10 protein-coding genes are annotated in these 15136 nt (G+C 50.8%); 3 read left to right on the top strand and 7 right to left on the bottom strand.

The window, feature by feature from the left end; genetic code table 11:
- Positions 1–357: 357 nt before the first annotated feature.
- Complete coding sequence (locus KDK13_RS08650; RefSeq protein ID WP_257284577.1) at positions 358–1266, top strand: hypothetical protein; 909 nt, start codon at positions 358–360, stop codon at positions 1264–1266.
- Between the two features lie 91 nt (positions 1267–1357).
- The gene (uvrA, locus tag KDK13_RS08645; RefSeq protein WP_257284576.1) at positions 1358–4183 is read left to right on the top strand and encodes an excinuclease ABC subunit UvrA; all 2826 of its coding nucleotides are present in this window, start codon (positions 1358–1360) and stop codon (positions 4181–4183) included.
- Between the two features lie 91 nt (positions 4184–4274).
- On the opposite strand, the gene KDK13_RS08640 is transcribed toward uvrA, so the two are convergent.
- From KDK13_RS08640 to KDK13_RS08610, 7 genes are all read right to left on the bottom strand, one after another.
- Positions 4275–4667: a hypothetical protein gene (locus KDK13_RS08640; protein ID WP_257284575.1), complete on the bottom strand. Its 393-nt coding sequence runs from the start codon at positions 4665–4667 to the stop codon at positions 4275–4277.
- 47 nt (positions 4668–4714) lie between these two features.
- Positions 4715–5191, bottom strand: a complete 477-nt coding sequence (gene greA / locus KDK13_RS08635; protein ID WP_257284574.1) for a transcription elongation factor GreA — start codon at positions 5189–5191, stop codon at positions 4715–4717.
- Positions 5188–8448 carry a carbamoyl-phosphate synthase large subunit gene (carB, locus tag KDK13_RS08630; protein ID WP_257284573.1) on the bottom strand — a complete coding sequence of 1087 codons (3261 nt, stop codon included), beginning with the start codon at positions 8446–8448 and terminating at the stop codon, positions 5188–5190. Before carB ends, greA begins: the two co-directional genes overlap by 4 nt.
- 28 nt (positions 8449–8476) lie before the next feature.
- The gene (gene carA, locus KDK13_RS08625; RefSeq protein ID WP_257284572.1) at positions 8477–9619 is read right to left on the bottom strand and encodes a glutamine-hydrolyzing carbamoyl-phosphate synthase small subunit; all 1143 of its coding nucleotides are present in this window, start codon (positions 9617–9619) and stop codon (positions 8477–8479) included.
- 287 nt (positions 9620–9906) lie between these two features.
- Positions 9907–10737: a hypothetical protein gene (locus KDK13_RS08620; protein ID WP_257284571.1), complete on the bottom strand. Its 831-nt coding sequence runs from the start codon at positions 10735–10737 to the stop codon at positions 9907–9909.
- A 208-nt stretch (positions 10738–10945) separates the two neighbouring features.
- A complete protein-coding gene (dapB, locus tag KDK13_RS08615; RefSeq protein WP_257284570.1) occupies positions 10946–11752 on the bottom strand; it encodes a 4-hydroxy-tetrahydrodipicolinate reductase in 807 nt (268 codons plus the stop codon).
- Positions 11753–12107: 355 nt separating this feature from the next.
- Positions 12108–12473: a hypothetical protein gene (locus tag KDK13_RS08610; protein WP_257284569.1), complete on the bottom strand. Its 366-nt coding sequence runs from the start codon at positions 12471–12473 to the stop codon at positions 12108–12110.
- Here KDK13_RS08610 and KDK13_RS08605 point away from each other — a divergent pair.
- On the top strand, positions 12466–15120 hold the full coding sequence (locus tag KDK13_RS08605) for a hypothetical protein (protein WP_257284568.1): 2655 nt from the start codon (positions 12466–12468) through the stop codon (positions 15118–15120). The two genes, KDK13_RS08610 and KDK13_RS08605, sit on opposite strands and share 8 nt — an antisense overlap.
- Positions 15121–15136: the final 16 nt, after the last annotated feature.

Below are 15136 nucleotides of genomic sequence, written 5' to 3'. Positions count from 1 at the left end.
GTCGCTTTGCTCCCAATCAGGCTATGGGCGGAGTATTCCGCGAGATCTGATAAAATTACTGAAAAAAGTGCCAAAGCAAGTCTATCAGGATTCTGATCCCGGATGCTATGCAGAAAGTCGTTCTGTGCCCCCCAAAAATGTGAACTCCTGAAAAAAAATGTGTGCCCATCAAAAAAAACAGCCGATTACTGCTATCTTCAAATCTTGCCTGACCAATCGTCTCAGGATCTGATCTAACGATAGCGACAACAGTCAGGAAAATAACATTGTCAGAAGCTTTGAACGCTGTCCTTCAGCAGGTACATTGATTCATGTGTGATTTCTTAAAAAAAATTATTTTTTCCGCAAACGCTATCCATGTTAAATAATACCGACGCCATCACAACGAATGATAAAGTAAAGCAAAGAACACGAAGTGTGCTGAATATCTGGTTTCGAAGCCTCCTCTTCCTGATGCTCATCTTTTCTATCCCATGCCTGTCCGACATAATCAAGGCAGAAACCACAGACTTCTCAATTTCAGCAAGCTATACAACCATTAATGAACACGGCAAAGGAACTCTCTGCACAATCTCCAGTAACGACCGCATTGAAAAACTGAAGGCACTGAAAAATACAGACTGCCAGCTTCCTGTCTCAAATGACCCTAATGATCAGTCCGTCATTCTGATCTCCCATAGCCCTTACCATGAAACAAAACAGATATTACTCACCACCCGTAACCTGCTGATGTGGTCCTACATGGCCGTGCATGCATACAAACTACTGGACTCGGGAAACATTCTCTGGACTCAAAAAGAGGCCTGCCCCTGCAGTGGGAAATTAATGGATATTAGCAATAAACCAGGCAGGTTAATGACAAAAAGTTTCTTTTTTACCTATTATCTCCTGAGCCTTGGATATCATGGCTGGCATTATATTAAATCCTTTATAAATCCTGATCCAAATAACCATAACAACAGCAAAACATCGGAATTCAGCTCTCAATCCAGCGCTCAATTCAGCTCTCAATTAAAGAGCAAAATCAAAAACCATGAACCCACCTGGTCCAACACCCTTCAAAGCCTCATATCCAGGGTTTCAGAGTATCCTTATGCCGGTCAAATCCTGACATTGGCCCTGGATTCAGCCGCATTGAAATGGGACTGCCGATGCCCCGGATATTTTACTGATGCCAAAGGCGGCCTTTACTTCAATGGCCACTTCTGGATGCTTTTGCTGAATGTCGCAATTTTTACTACAGACTTGGCAATCGACTATTTATAATACCCCGTTTGCTCTAAAAGCTCGCTCGTGACCCTTTGCCGCTTGCACAAAAGTCACCAACAGGCTTTATAACTGGCACGGAGAAAAGGCTGTGGAAAAGATTACCGTACAGGGCGCTCGTACACACAATCTGAAGAACATCAATCTGGAAATGCCCCGTGACAGTCTGATAGTGATCACCGGACTATCGGGTTCCGGTAAATCGTCACTGGCCTTCGACACACTGTATGCAGAAGGCCAGCGACGCTATGTTGAGTCACTGTCAGCCTATGCCCGCCAGTTTCTATCCATGATGGAAAAGCCCGATGTAGACCATATCGAAGGTCTCTCACCGGCAATCTCCATTGAACAGAAATCCACCAGCCATAACCCGCGTTCTACCGTCGGCACCATCACGGAAATCTACGATTATCTCCGGTTGCTGTTTGCCCGGGCCGGTATTCCACGCTGCCCGACACACCACTTGCCCCTGGAAGCGCAAACCGTCAGTCAGATGGTGGACCAGGTTCTGGCAATGCCAGAAGGCACTAAACTGATGCTTCTGGCCCCGGTGGTCAGGGGACGAAAAGGAGAGCATCTCCACGTATTCAACGAACTGAGAAGCAACGGTTTTATTCGCGCCAGAATCAATGGGATTGTCACTGATCTTGATACACCACCAACGCTGGATAAAAAGAAGAAACACACCATCGAAGTGGTCGTAGACCGCTTTAAAGTGCGTGATGATTTACAACTTCGTCTCTCCGAGTCCTTTGAAACGGCCCTTGAGTTGACCGATGGCCTTGCTACGGTCAGCTACATGGATGATGACACTAAAGACGACATTGTTTTCTCATCCCGGTTCGCCTGCCCTGAATGTGGTTACAGCCTAAATGAGCTTGAACCACGGCTTTTTTCCTTTAACAATCCGGCTGGCGCCTGCCCCACTTGTGACGGCTTGGGGGTTAAGCAGTTCTTCGACCAGGATCGTATAGTACAGCACCCTGAATTAACACTCGCAGAAGGCGCAATCCGTGGCTGGGACCGCCGCAGCGTTTATTACTTTCATCTGCTGAAATCACTGGCCGCTCACTATGGCTTCAGCATTGATACCCCCTTTGATGACTTAAGCCCGGAACAGCAGCACATTATTCTTCATGGTTCCGGTGATGAAGAAGTCAATTTCAGTTACGTGAATGACCGGGGGGATGTCCACAAAAAACGGCATACCTTTGAGGGCATCATCCCCAACTTTGAGCGGCGGTTCAGGGACACCGACTCCCAGTCCGTCCGGGAAGAGCTGGCCAAATACCTGAGCACCCAACACTGCCCATCCTGTAAAGGCGCCCGCTTACGGAAAGAGGCTCGGAATGTATTCATCCAGGATGAAAGTCTTCCGGACCTGGTGAAATTACCCGTTGAAAAGGCACTGACTTATTTTCAGGATCTTGACCTGCCCGGTCGTCGCGGGGAGATTGCCAGGAAAGTACTTAAGGAAATCTGCGATCGCCTGAGCTTTCTGGTCAATGTCGGCCTGAACTACCTCACCCTGGAGCGCAGTGCGGATACCCTTTCCGGTGGTGAAGCCCAGAGAATACGACTGGCCAGCCAGATCGGTGCTGGTCTTGTTGGGGTTATGTACATTCTTGACGAACCCAGTATCGGTCTGCATCAGCGGGATAATGAACGTCTTCTGAATACCCTGACCCGTTTGCGCGACCTGGGTAATACGGTGATTGTCGTTGAACATGATGAAGATGCCATTCGCTGCGCAGATCATGTGATCGATATTGGTCCTGGTGCCGGTGTTCATGGCGGCGCCATTGTCGCCCAGGGAACACCTGGACAGATCATGGACACCCCCACTTCGTTGACGGGTCAATACCTCTCAGGTATTCGCAAGATTAATGTGCCATCGGAGAGAACACCCGTAGACTCAAAGAAAACCCTGAAACTCAGTGGTTGCACTGGCAATAACCTGAAAAATGTCTCACTGGAAATTCCAGTGGGTTTGATGACCTGTATTACCGGCGTTTCAGGTTCTGGCAAGTCCACATTAATCAATGGCACGCTGTATCCACTGGCGGCCACAGCACTCAATAAGGCGACAACGTTAACCGCTGCCCCTTATAAAAAGCTGACAGGCATTAATCACCTTGATAAATGCATTGATATAGACCAAAGCCCCATCGGCAGGACTCCGCGCTCTAATCCGGCAACCTACACCGGGATTTTTACCGCCATTCGCGAGCTATTTGCAGGCACTCAGGAAGCTCGTTCAAGGGGCTATAAGCCGGGGCGTTTCAGCTTTAATGTCAAAGGTGGGCGGTGTGAAGCATGCCAGGGCGATGGCGTTATCAAAGTCGAAATGCACTTTCTGCCAGATATCTATGTTGCCTGTGATGTCTGTAAGGGCAAGCGTTACAACCGTGAGACTCTGGAAGTGAAATATAAGGGCAAGAGCATCCACGAAGTGCTCGAAATGACCGTGGAAGAAGCCCTGCAATACTTCGATCCAATACCCGCGGTCAAACGCAAACTGCAGACGCTGATGGATGTGGGGCTTTCCTATATTCATCTCGGGCAGAACGCGACCACCCTGTCCGGTGGTGAAGCCCAGCGGGTGAAACTGGCTAAAGAGCTGTCCAAACGGGATACCGGCAAAACACTCTATATTCTCGACGAACCGACCACAGGACTGCATTTTCACGACATTGAACAACTACTCTCCGTCCTTCACCGTCTGAGAGATCACGGTAACAGCGTGGTCGTCATTGAGCACAACCTTGATGTGATTAAAACGGCAGACTGGATCATTGACCTGGGCCCTGAGGGTGGTGATGGAGGCGGCCAGATCATTGCCGCTGGCACACCGGAAGCCGTATCGGCTGTTCCACAGTCCCATACCGGACGCTTCCTGAAACCAATGCTTGCCTGACACGCGGCTATCTTAAGGAATTGTCCTGAAAGTTCTCCCACCAGTATCCTGGGGTCAGTCACCCTGCCCCCATTTATGGTCGATTGGAACGTTATCCTCGGTGGCGTTGTCGCTCATGCGCATCCAACATGGTACAGACACGCTCGAAAATAAAACCACCAGGGTGCATACATACCCGTGTGGCAATGATCGAAACAGCCATCATCGCAAAAGCAGCACCCGCTGCCACCAGACCAGTTCCCACTAGCAATGCAGACTTCGAGTCAGGTTCATTTATCAGACGCCCCGTCGCATTGTTACCCTTCATCAGGTAATAAGCTCCAGCGAAAGCTCCAATATAAGGTGTCATCCCACAAAGAACCGCAACGGTTTTGCCAAAAGCCATTGCTTTTGCCCTTATATCCCGTGAAACACCAGACGATGGCAGACTATCAACTGCCTGGCGGGCGACTTGTTGAACCTGATTTACACCTAAAGCCTGCATACTAGCAACCTCCTGATATAAACAATCAGATTATAGTGATGCATTACTCAAATATGCTGCACTTCATCGATCTCATACTCAACCCCGCCAGAGGGGGTGTTAACCACCACCACATCCCCCTCTTCCTTGCCGATCAGGGCCCGGGCAATGGGAGAGTTCACAGAGATCTTGTTCACTTTGATATTCGCTTCATCGTCCCCGACAATCTTGTAGGTGACTTCCCGGTCATCATCCAGGTTGATCAGTACAGTTGTGGCACCGAACAGCACCTTGCCGGTCTTGGCGATGGCGGTAATATCAATCACCTGGGCGTTGGAGAGCTTGGCCTCAATATCGTTGATGCGGCCCTCGGTAAAGCTCTGTTGCTCCCGGGCCGCATGGTATTCTGCGTTCTCCTTAAGGTCTCCGAGCTCCCGCGCTTCGGCAATCGCTGCAGAAATACGAGGTCGTTCCACCCCCTTCAAATGAGCCAGTTCCTCACGGAGGGCTTTTTCACCCTCCACTGTCATGGGAATTCTTTTCATCCAACGTTACCTTCGTGTAGATCCTGAAGCCGTCTGACCAATCTTTCTGATCCAAAGGCGATGGAACGGGCAATCGCTTCTGCTCCCGCCATGGTGGTTGTATATAGCACTTTATTGGTCAATGCGGAGCGGCGGATCAGGTAGGAATCGGCGATGGCCTGACGACCTTCAGTCGTGTTGATCATGAAGGCTATATCACCATTGACGATCATGTCCACCAGATGCGGTCTGCCCTGATGCACCTTGTTGATGGTGGTGACCGGCAGACCCGCTTCTTCAATCACTTTCGCCGTGCCGGACGTGGCCAGCAGCTCGAAGCCGATATCCATCAGCAGACGTGCAACCATGGGGACCTCAGGCTTATCGAAGTCACGCACCGTGAGAATAACCTTACCGCCGCTGGGCAGCTGCATATTCTCTGCCAGCTGAGCCTTATGGAACGCTTCCGGGAAAGTTGCCCCCACGCCCATTACTTCACCGGTGGATTTCATTTCCGGACCGAGAATCGGGTCCACGCCGGGGAATTTATTGAAGGGGAAAACCGCTTCTTTGACACTATAGTATGGAGGCACAATCTCAGCAGTAAAGTTCAGTTCTTCCAGCGTTTTGCCCATCATGACCCGTGCCGCAATCTTGGCCAGGGAGTGGCCGATGCACTTGGAGACAAATGGTACGGTACGGGAAGCCCTGGGGTTCACCTCAATCACGTAGACCTGGTCGTCCTGAATGGCCAGCTGCACGTTCATCAGGCCGATAACGCCCAGTTCCAGGGCCATGACACGAACCTGCTCACGGATTTCATCCTGGTGACGGCGGTTCAGGCTGTAAGGCGGCAGCGAGCAGCTGGAGTCACCGGAGTGAATACCCGCCTGCTCAATGTGCTGCATGATCGCACCAATAACTACACGCTTACCATCACAGACCGCATCAACGTCCACTTCCACCGCACGATTCAGGAAGGAGTCCAGCAGCACCGGGCTGTCGTTGGATACCTGAACGGCGTCTTTCATGTAACGTACCAGCTCATCTTCGCCAGCGACAATTTCCATGGCACGGCCACCCAGAACATAGGATGGGCGGACCACCAGTGGATAGCCAATCTCTGTCGCTTTGGCCACCGCTTCCTGTTCACTGCGAACCGTCGCGTTAGCAGGCTGCAATAAACCCAGTTTCCGGATCATCTGCTGGAAGCGCTCACGGTCTTCCGCACGGTCAATGGCTTCAGGGCTGGTACCGATAATCGGCACACCTTCGGCTTCCAGGGCACGGGCCAGTTTCAGCGGCGTCTGACCTCCGTACTGGACGATCACACCGGTGGGTTTCTCAACATCGATGATGGCCAGCACGTCTTCCAGGGTTACCGGCTCAAAATAGAGTCGGTCAGAGGTGTCGTAGTCGGTAGAAACGGTCTCCGGGTTACAGTTAACCATAATGGTTTCGTAACCGTCTTCCCGTGCCGCCAGTGCCGCATGGACACAGCAGTAGTCAAACTCGATACCCTGGCCGATACGGTTCGGGCCACCACCAATCACCATGATCTTGTCACGGTCAGAAGGCTCGGCCTCACACTCTTCGTCATAGGAAGAGTACATGTACGCTGTCGTTGACTGGAACTCTGCCGCACAGGTATCCACCCGCTTGAAGACCGGTTTGACCTGAAGTTCACGACGGTAGTTGCGCACCTCGGCTTCGGTAATGCCCAGCAGTTCCGCCAGACGTGCATCGCTGAAGCCTTTCTGCTTCAGGCGGAACAGGCGCTCTTTCGACAGGGAGGAGAGTCCCCTGCCATTAACAGCGTCGTCTGCCAGCAACGCTTCTTCATTCACCAGATCCTGAATCTGTACCAGGAACCATGGATCAATCATGCACTCAGCAAAGATCTCTTCCAGGGTCATACCGGCACGGAAGGCATCGGCAACGTAGTAAATACGGTCAGCTTTCGGCGTCACCAGTTCCCGGCGGATTCTGGCCAGGGCCTCTTCACGCTCGGCATCTGGGCAGGCATCCAGTTTAATAGCAAACATGGAGTTGAAGCCCGTAGCGCCGGTTTCCAGACCGCGCAACGCTTTCTGCACCGACTCCTGGAATGAACGACCAATGGCCATTACCTCACCCACCGACTTCATCTGGGTGGTCAGACGGTCATCAGCCTGGGGAAACTTCTCAAAGGCAAAGCGGGGGATTTTGGTCACGACATAGTCGATGGATGGTTCAAAAGAGGCCGGAACCACACCACCGGTGATCTCATTGCTCAACTCATCCAGGGTGTAACCCACCGCCAGCTTGGCCGCCACACGGGCAATGGGGAAACCGGTGGCCTTGGAAGCCAGGGCAGAAGAACGGGATACCCGTGGGTTCATCTCAATGACCACCATACGTCCCGTATCCGGGCAGATACCGAACTGCACGTTGGAACCGCCGGTTTCCACGCCAATTTCACGCAGTACCGCAATGGAGGCGTTCCGCATGATCTGGTATTCCTTATCGGTCAGCGTCTGGGCTGGCGCGACGGTAATGGAATCACCGGTATGAACCCCCATGGGATCAAAGTTTTCAATGGAGCAGACAATGATACAGTTATCATTGCGGTCACGGACCACTTCCATCTCATACTCTTTCCAGCCAATCAGCGACTCATCAATCAGCAGCTCATTGGTGGGCGAAAGGTCGAGTCCACGGAAGCAGATCTCTTCAAACTCATCTTTGTTATAGGCAATACCGCCACCGGTGCCGCCCATGGTAAACGACGGACGAATAATACAGGGGAAGCCAACCTGATCGAGAACAGCGCGGGCCTCTTCCATGGTATGGGCAATACCGGAGCGCGGCGTTTCCAGTCCGATATTTTTCATGGCCTGGTCAAACAGCTGACGATCTTCAGCTTTATCGATCGCCTGCTGGTTGGCACCAATCATGGTCACGCCGTACTTTTCCAGCACGCCTTTGTGGAACAGATCCAGGGCGCAGTTCAGCGCGGTCTGACCGCCCATGGTAGGGAGAATCGCATCCGGGCGCTCTTTTTCAATAATCTTGGCCACGGTCTCCCAGCGGATCGGCTCTATGTAGGTTGAGTCCGCCATGGCCGGGTCGGTCATAATGGTCGCCGGGTTGGAGTTGACCAGGATGACCCGGTACCCTTCTTCTTTCAGCGCTTTACAGGCCTGGGCTCCGGAATAGTCAAACTCACAGGCCTGGCCGATAATAATTGGACCAGCCCCGAGTATCAGAATACTGTCAATATCAGTGCGTTTTGGCATCTTTACTCTCACATCGAAACGGGGTTGGTTACTTTGCTGCCTTCAGCATCTCAACAAAACGGTCAAACAGCCCGGCCACATCCTGTGGACCCGGACTCGCTTCCGGGTGTCCCTGAAAGCTGAAAGCAGGGCGATCAGTCCGCTCAATACCCTGAAGGCTGCCATCAAACAGCGATTTGTGAGTTGCTTTCAGGTTTTTCGGCAGCGAGTCTTCGGCTACGGCAAAACCGTGGTTCTGACTGGTGATCATGACCTGACCCGTCTTGAGGTCCTGAACCGGATGGTTAGCACCGTGATGCCCAAACTTCATCTTCTCAGTCTTTGCGCCGCTGGCCAGGGCCAGCAGCTGATGACCCAGGCAGATACCAAATACCGGCAGCGCGGGTGTGTCCAGAATTTCCCTGATGGCGGCAATGGCGTAATCGCAAGGCTCGGGGTCACCCGGGCCGTTAGAGAGGAAAACACCATCCGGATTCAGGGCCAGCACCTCTTTGGCCGTTGTTTTTGCTGGCACCACAGTAAGACGACAGCCTCGCTGGGCCAGCATGCGCAGAATGTTTCTCTTCACGCCAAAATCGTAAGCCACCACGTGGAACGGCAGGTCGGCCACGTCGGCATGACTGTCGGTCTCCAGGCTCCAGACACCTTCTGTCCAGGCGTACGGCTGGTCGGTGGTCGCTTCTTTGGCCAGGTCCATGCCTTTAAGGCCCGGGAATTCACGAGCACTGGCCAGCGCCCTGGCTTCGTCAGCCTTGCCAAGGGCATCACCGGCAATAATACAGCCGTTCTGCGCGCCTTTTTCCCGGAGAATCCGGGTCAGCCTGCGGGTATCAATACCAGCAATGGCGACAATGTTGCGGGACTTCAGATAGTCATCCAGTGACATTTTGCTGCGCCAGTTGCTGGCCAGCAGTGGCAGGTCCTTGATAACCAGACCTGCCGCATGGATGTGGGGAGACTCTTCATCTTCCGGAGTAATACCGGTATTACCAATATGGGGATAGGTTAGCGTAACGATTTGGCGGGAATAGGAAGGGTCGGTGAGAATTTCCTGATAACCGGTCATTGCCGTGTTAAAAACCACCTCACCACTGGTCTCACCATCAATACCGATGGCAATTCCCCGGAAAATACTGCCATCTTCCAGAGCTAAAACAGCCGTCTTAGTCAAAGGATCCTCCCGAACTTGAATCTATTGGAAAATTTGCCTGATATGTGTGTTTCTAATGCCCGAATGCCATGTTGCTTTACGACCTCCAGTTTGCAGACCCAAAAAAAGCGAGATGTTTTAAAAAAACCATCTCGCTTTTGATTTTGCACCCTGTCACATACCGCAAAAATTCAAGGCAAATTTAAACTATTAGACTACAAACCAATCCACTTTTCCAGAACTTTTTAGTCGTTTGGCTAATCACTTGGCTAGCGGTTGGCGATTGCGATACAGGGCATACTGAATGGTCACTGTTTCAGGCCATCCCGGAACAACAACTCAGCCTCAGCCAGGCACTCAGCCAGGCACTCAGCCAGGCGTGGGTTATTCATGTAATCTTCAACCGCTGGCCGCACCCCGAAGTCCAACACTTCATAACTGGCCACCTCCCGGGTCGCCAGTTCACAGGCAATCTTATTGAACTCCTTTTTCCGCTCATCCTGCGCCAGTGAACGTGTCAGTTTTTTAACCTCAAGTTGCAATGCAACCAGTTTCCTTAAATATTGATCCAGTAACATTTGTTTGATTCCACAGGTCATTGGGTGCATTGGATTACGCAAACTGTTTTCACCATCCCTCAGCTTTTCTTCAACACAGGTTATCTCCTTTTTTTTGTTTTCCAACCTGTCTATTTGTTCCTTTGTTGCCAGCAAAAACTTAAGTCTGGCTTTGCTGACAACTCTTTCCATCTGGCGCTGAAAGCATATCCTGAACACATCAGATTCAAGGCTGTCTGCGGGATTTGCTGGCCGAAATTTCGGCTCCGCATCAACATGATGACGAGTGCTGTTTTCGCTGACAGTGGATAGCTCTTTTTTTGTTATTTTCTGAGGCGTCACATCAAGTTCTGGAGGTGTAGAACAGGGCCTTTTCAAAGACTTGACCGTATTTCCCGCTGAAACAGTGCCATCATGACCGGCAATATCACGGGAACAGAGTCCGCGGGCGGTTTTATGGCAAGTGACGTTACTGCAACGGGGAATATTTTTCTGTCCTTCAAAACCTGTAGCGCCATCAACGCTGTCATTCGCTGACCAGCTCCCCTGTTGAGGGAGAGAAACACCTGAAATCATCATCACGATCAACCTCCTTTTTTCCTTCATCCACAATTATCAGCGTACTGGGTATTTATTTAATTTTTATTATGCAGTTAAACAGTTGATCGCGGATAAATCACTAACCGCTTAGTTAGTTGCCACAACGCCACCAGTGCGGAAACGAAGGATGTTGTTATCGACCGGGGAATGGCAGAGGTTCTGGAACTGAAATCGTTCGTTGCAATCCAGGTCAAACTTTCAGGCCCAACACATCCTGCATATCGAACAGGCCGCACTTTTTGTCAGCAATAAAACGAACCGCCCGCAATGAACCCCGGGCATAGATCACCCGGCTGCTGGCTTTGTGGGTTACCTCAACACGCTCACCTTCACAGGCAAACAGTACGGTATGATCACCAATCACATCACCGGCCCGAACAGTGGCAAAGCCAATGGTTTCACGATCTCTTGGCCCGGTATATCCTTCACGACCGTATACCGCACATTTGTGCAGGTCACGCCCGAGCGTATCTGCCACCACTTCCCCCATTTTCAGCGCCGTTCCGGAGGGCGAGTCCACCTTGTGGCGATGATGCGTCTCAATAACCTCAATATCCGCCTCATCACCCAGCACTTTTGCCGCCATCTCCAGCAGTTTGAACACCAGATTGACCCCGATACTCATATTGGGCGCAAACACGATGGCAGTATCTTCTGCCGCTTTGGCAAGCTCCGCTTTCTGATCATTGCCCAGACCTGTGGTACCAATCACAATACCTTTCCCATGCTGTCGGCACAGTGCCACATTCTGCATGGTCAATTCAGGGGTGGTGAAATCGATCAGAACGTCAAAATCGTTGACGGCTGCCGCCAGGTTATCCGTTAATGGCACACTCAACGGGCCAACCCCTGCCAGGTCTCCCGCATCAATACCCTGCAGACTGTCGCCGGGCTTGATAATTGCCGCTCCCAACTGGCACTGCTGATCAGCGGCAACAGCTTCCAAAAGCATTCGCCCCATTCGTCCGGCGGCACCCACAATGGCAACTCTGGTCACGTCACGCTCCTTCTGGCTGATCGGTTAGAATAAATCTGCCGTAGTCTAACGGACTATGCACAAACAGCAAGCGGGGTACAAAAAACACCAGCCCGGCATTATTTTCATCCCAAATTTTTTGCAATTCTGGCTAACGGCACTATTCTTGAACGGCTCTTGAACAACTCTTGAACGACCATCTGGCTTGCTGACAACTTACTTACAATTTTCAGGCTCAGTTCTTTTTGCAAATGGACACCAATTTTGCACCAGGATTACAACTGGTAAAGGTTGATCGTTGCCAGGTGTCATCATCGGCTTCTGAAAACTCATCGACCAAACGTAATTTAAGGAAAAGAAAACAGCCCGTCACCTCTCACCGGAGGGTTACCCCATCCAGGGTGACCGCGAGGTTTTCAACCAATACCGCTAAAGCTACTCGTCCCGGTAAGCAGAAACGGATTGCCTCCCCCGCTACATCCTTGCCGCCCCGGTCGCTGGTAAAACAAAAACCGGAAAAAGCCCGCACTAAAAAGAAGACACAGACTTGTGCCCGCTCTGCCGTCAGCACAGGCAAGAGCCGTGTCAAAACTGACAAAGGTAAAATCAGCAAAGGTAAAATCAGCAAGGATAAAATCAGCAAGCCCAAAATCATCAAGGCCAAAATCAGCAAGGCTAAAAACAGTACAAAGGCCTCAATGAAGGGACACAGGGCTGCACCAGCATCCGGTTCAATGAGCAAACCATCATCTTCTTCTGTTTCTGCAAAAAAAGTAACGCCTGCTCCGCAAAGGCAGAAGCAGTCCCGAGGCACAGGCAGCTCTTGCACCTCATTGCCACCAAAAAAGCGCAACCCTACAGACAGGGACCTTGACAAGGCCATTACCCAATTTTCGCAGGCCCATCGACAGCAATTACAGGCAAACAAGGATCAGCCGCCGGTTAAGGAATTATTACGCAGTGCCGCCAGACTGCTGGTTACTCTTGAGAACAGAAAAATCAGGTTGTCACTTGGCAGGGGTACACCAAGAGAGCCAGCCCTGTTTTCAATACTGAAAAACAAAGTGATTACCACAGACGCGGTATTTATCAGCACCTTCTTTTACAAAGCCAATGTCTTCTTTTCCGCTGTTGACCAGAAAAAGATCTGCTCTACTGGCTGCCTGTCCGGGATGCTTTCATGCGATAGAATCATCAAAGACTTCGTTAATGAAAAGGATGAAAATATACAGGCTGTGGCGAGCAGCAGCCACCTTGAGTCAATAGCCAGACTGTATCTCCATCATGGCTGGCCCAAAAGTTCTGAGCTTACAGAAATGTTTGGGTGGGATTGCTGGCAGTTCAACGGCAAATTCTGTCCAGTACTGCTGCAGGCTTATTCCAAGGTGTTTCATTCTTGTGGTTTACCGGCCAAACCGGACGTGGAAAATTTCAGGAACAATGACCGCTGGCAAATCAATGGCCGGTTGAGCCCGGAAATACTCCAGGCTTTTGTCGCTGGCACGATCAACATGTACCCAAATAAATTAAAGGCAGATCTCCTTAAACAGAGTTTCAAAAGGTGGGTACCGCCTGATAAGCAAAGTGCTTACCTGAAACTGGCGAATAAACTGTTTGCCGACTCTGCCCTACCCTTACCGGCAACGTTGGAAAATTTTCAGGAGGTATTCCGGCAACAGTTCAACAACCTTTGTAAATACCCTGCTGCGATGGATAGTGACCTGGAAAAATACGACGGAATGAAACTGTTTGCCCTTTTTCGCAGCGCGCCACCGAAGTGCCGGTTGAATGTCCATAAATTCCAGTATTTTCTCACGGCCCACAGGGAATCAAAATATCAGGCACTGGAGTCACTACAGTCGATTCTCGTCCATCACGGTGGCCAGGGGGTTGTCTTATGGCTGCAGATGCTCAAGAAAAGGCCATATTCCCGCAAAGCCATTACTGAGGTGTTAACCATGCCTGTCCCGACGAACCAGGCAGGCTATGTCATGAACCATCTGCCTCAATCACAATGGCTGGAGCACCTTGAGCTTTTCCGGAACAAACGACACTGGCCGAATGTGCAACAATGGCAAAAGCTGGCAGCTGTCCGCCAACAGCTGAATAACCGATTTTCGTGGCCACTGGCAAGGCGAATGATGCTGGAGATTCTCTGGCCCCTGGGTGAGAAAGACCGTTGCTACTATTCGGACCATCTGGACGAGATAATTAAAACAGTCCCCTCCATGGCGCAACTGCACCTTATTTTCCGAACGTTGGGGGCGAACAATACGAAGCACTTTATGGATGCCAGCATTAAATGGCAATGGTCGTCTAATAAAACAGATGAAACATTTCTGGTAACGCTTGATAAATTGCTTGTGGGTTTATTGATTGCCGGGCATTACCTGGAGGGCCATGAAGATATACCAGCCCTTTGTTTTGCCCAACGAACCGCCGTAAACCAGGGTCACAGTGTCAAAATAGAAGGGTGTCCAGCCCAGGGGGACGAAAGGCTCCGGCACTTCGTCGTTGCCATCCTGACAGAACTGCGGCAAACCGATTATCGGTTCAGGAATCAGCAACTGACCATCATAAAGGCCAATAATCAACCACTGGTACTCCCCAAACCCGAATTCAGTCTCACCCTTAAAGGCTTTGTCATTATCAACTGGACTTTGGAACAACTGGATGCTTTTTTCAATGCCACTGAATTTACCAGACAGTGGTATCAACCCCTGCTCTGTGATTTACATAGTGCTGACTTTAACTGGTATGAACAACAACTGATGGGCCTTCCTCATGTTGGCGGAAAAACGGCAACAGCCAGACAATTTACGCCGATTCTGGGACCGGGGATGATTCTGCCGTTGATCAGGGACAACTTACCGCTAAAACAAAAAGTGTGGCAATCATTGCAATACTTCGCTGACCGTCAACAGCTGCCGGTTCACCTCTGCCGGGCGCTGGCACCGCTTATTCACAATGTTCGCAATACAGATGCGAGTATTGTGCCTGACGGGCTTGAAGGCTATGTTACTGCCACCCTGAGAAAAACAGCGTCGGCGGAAAATGACCCGGAACTCACGACTTTATTCGAGACTATCCGCGAACTGATCGGGCCTGATCCAACAGAAACAGTCGCTTGTGATGATACACAAAGGCCACAACCCTTCCTGAAAAGTCTGTTACAACAACTTGATGAGAAGCCTGTGTACGAGGAGAGTGACCTGAGGATGCTGGAGCAATATAAAAGTCAGTTGTCCTATGCAGAAATACTGCACATTATGCCGAAAATCATCCTGTCGGTTGATAAAACCAGACAATTTGACTGGTACTGTGTCTTGGAGGAAAAGCGCCAGAAAGCGCTTCAGGAAAATCCCCTTCAGATTGCATTCTGGCTATAAATGCAAATACTTAACC

Source organism: Endozoicomonas sp. SESOKO1 (assembly GCF_024606265.1).
GTDB lineage: Bacteria > Pseudomonadota > Gammaproteobacteria > Pseudomonadales > Endozoicomonadaceae > Endozoicomonas.
The sequence above is the reverse complement of the archived record's forward strand: the minus strand, read 5'-3'. Positions and strand labels throughout refer to the sequence as shown.

Excerpts from the sequence above, each read along its gene's own strand:
- KDK13_RS08650 (WP_257284577.1), top strand. The coding sequence starts at position 358 with ATGTTAAATAATACCGACGCCATCACAACGAATGATAAAGTAAAGCAA.
- KDK13_RS08605 (WP_257284568.1), top strand. The coding sequence starts at position 12,466 with ATGAGCAAACCATCATCTTCTTCTGTTTCTGCAAAAAAAGTAACGCCT.
- KDK13_RS08640 (WP_257284575.1), bottom strand. The coding sequence starts at position 4,667 with ATGCAGGCTTTAGGTGTAAATCAGGTTCAACAAGTCGCCCGCCAGGCA.
- carB (WP_257284573.1), bottom strand. The coding sequence starts at position 8,448 with ATGCCAAAACGCACTGATATTGACAGTATTCTGATACTCGGGGCTGGT.
- greA (WP_257284574.1), bottom strand. The coding sequence starts at position 5,191 with ATGAAAAGAATTCCCATGACAGTGGAGGGTGAAAAAGCCCTCCGTGAG.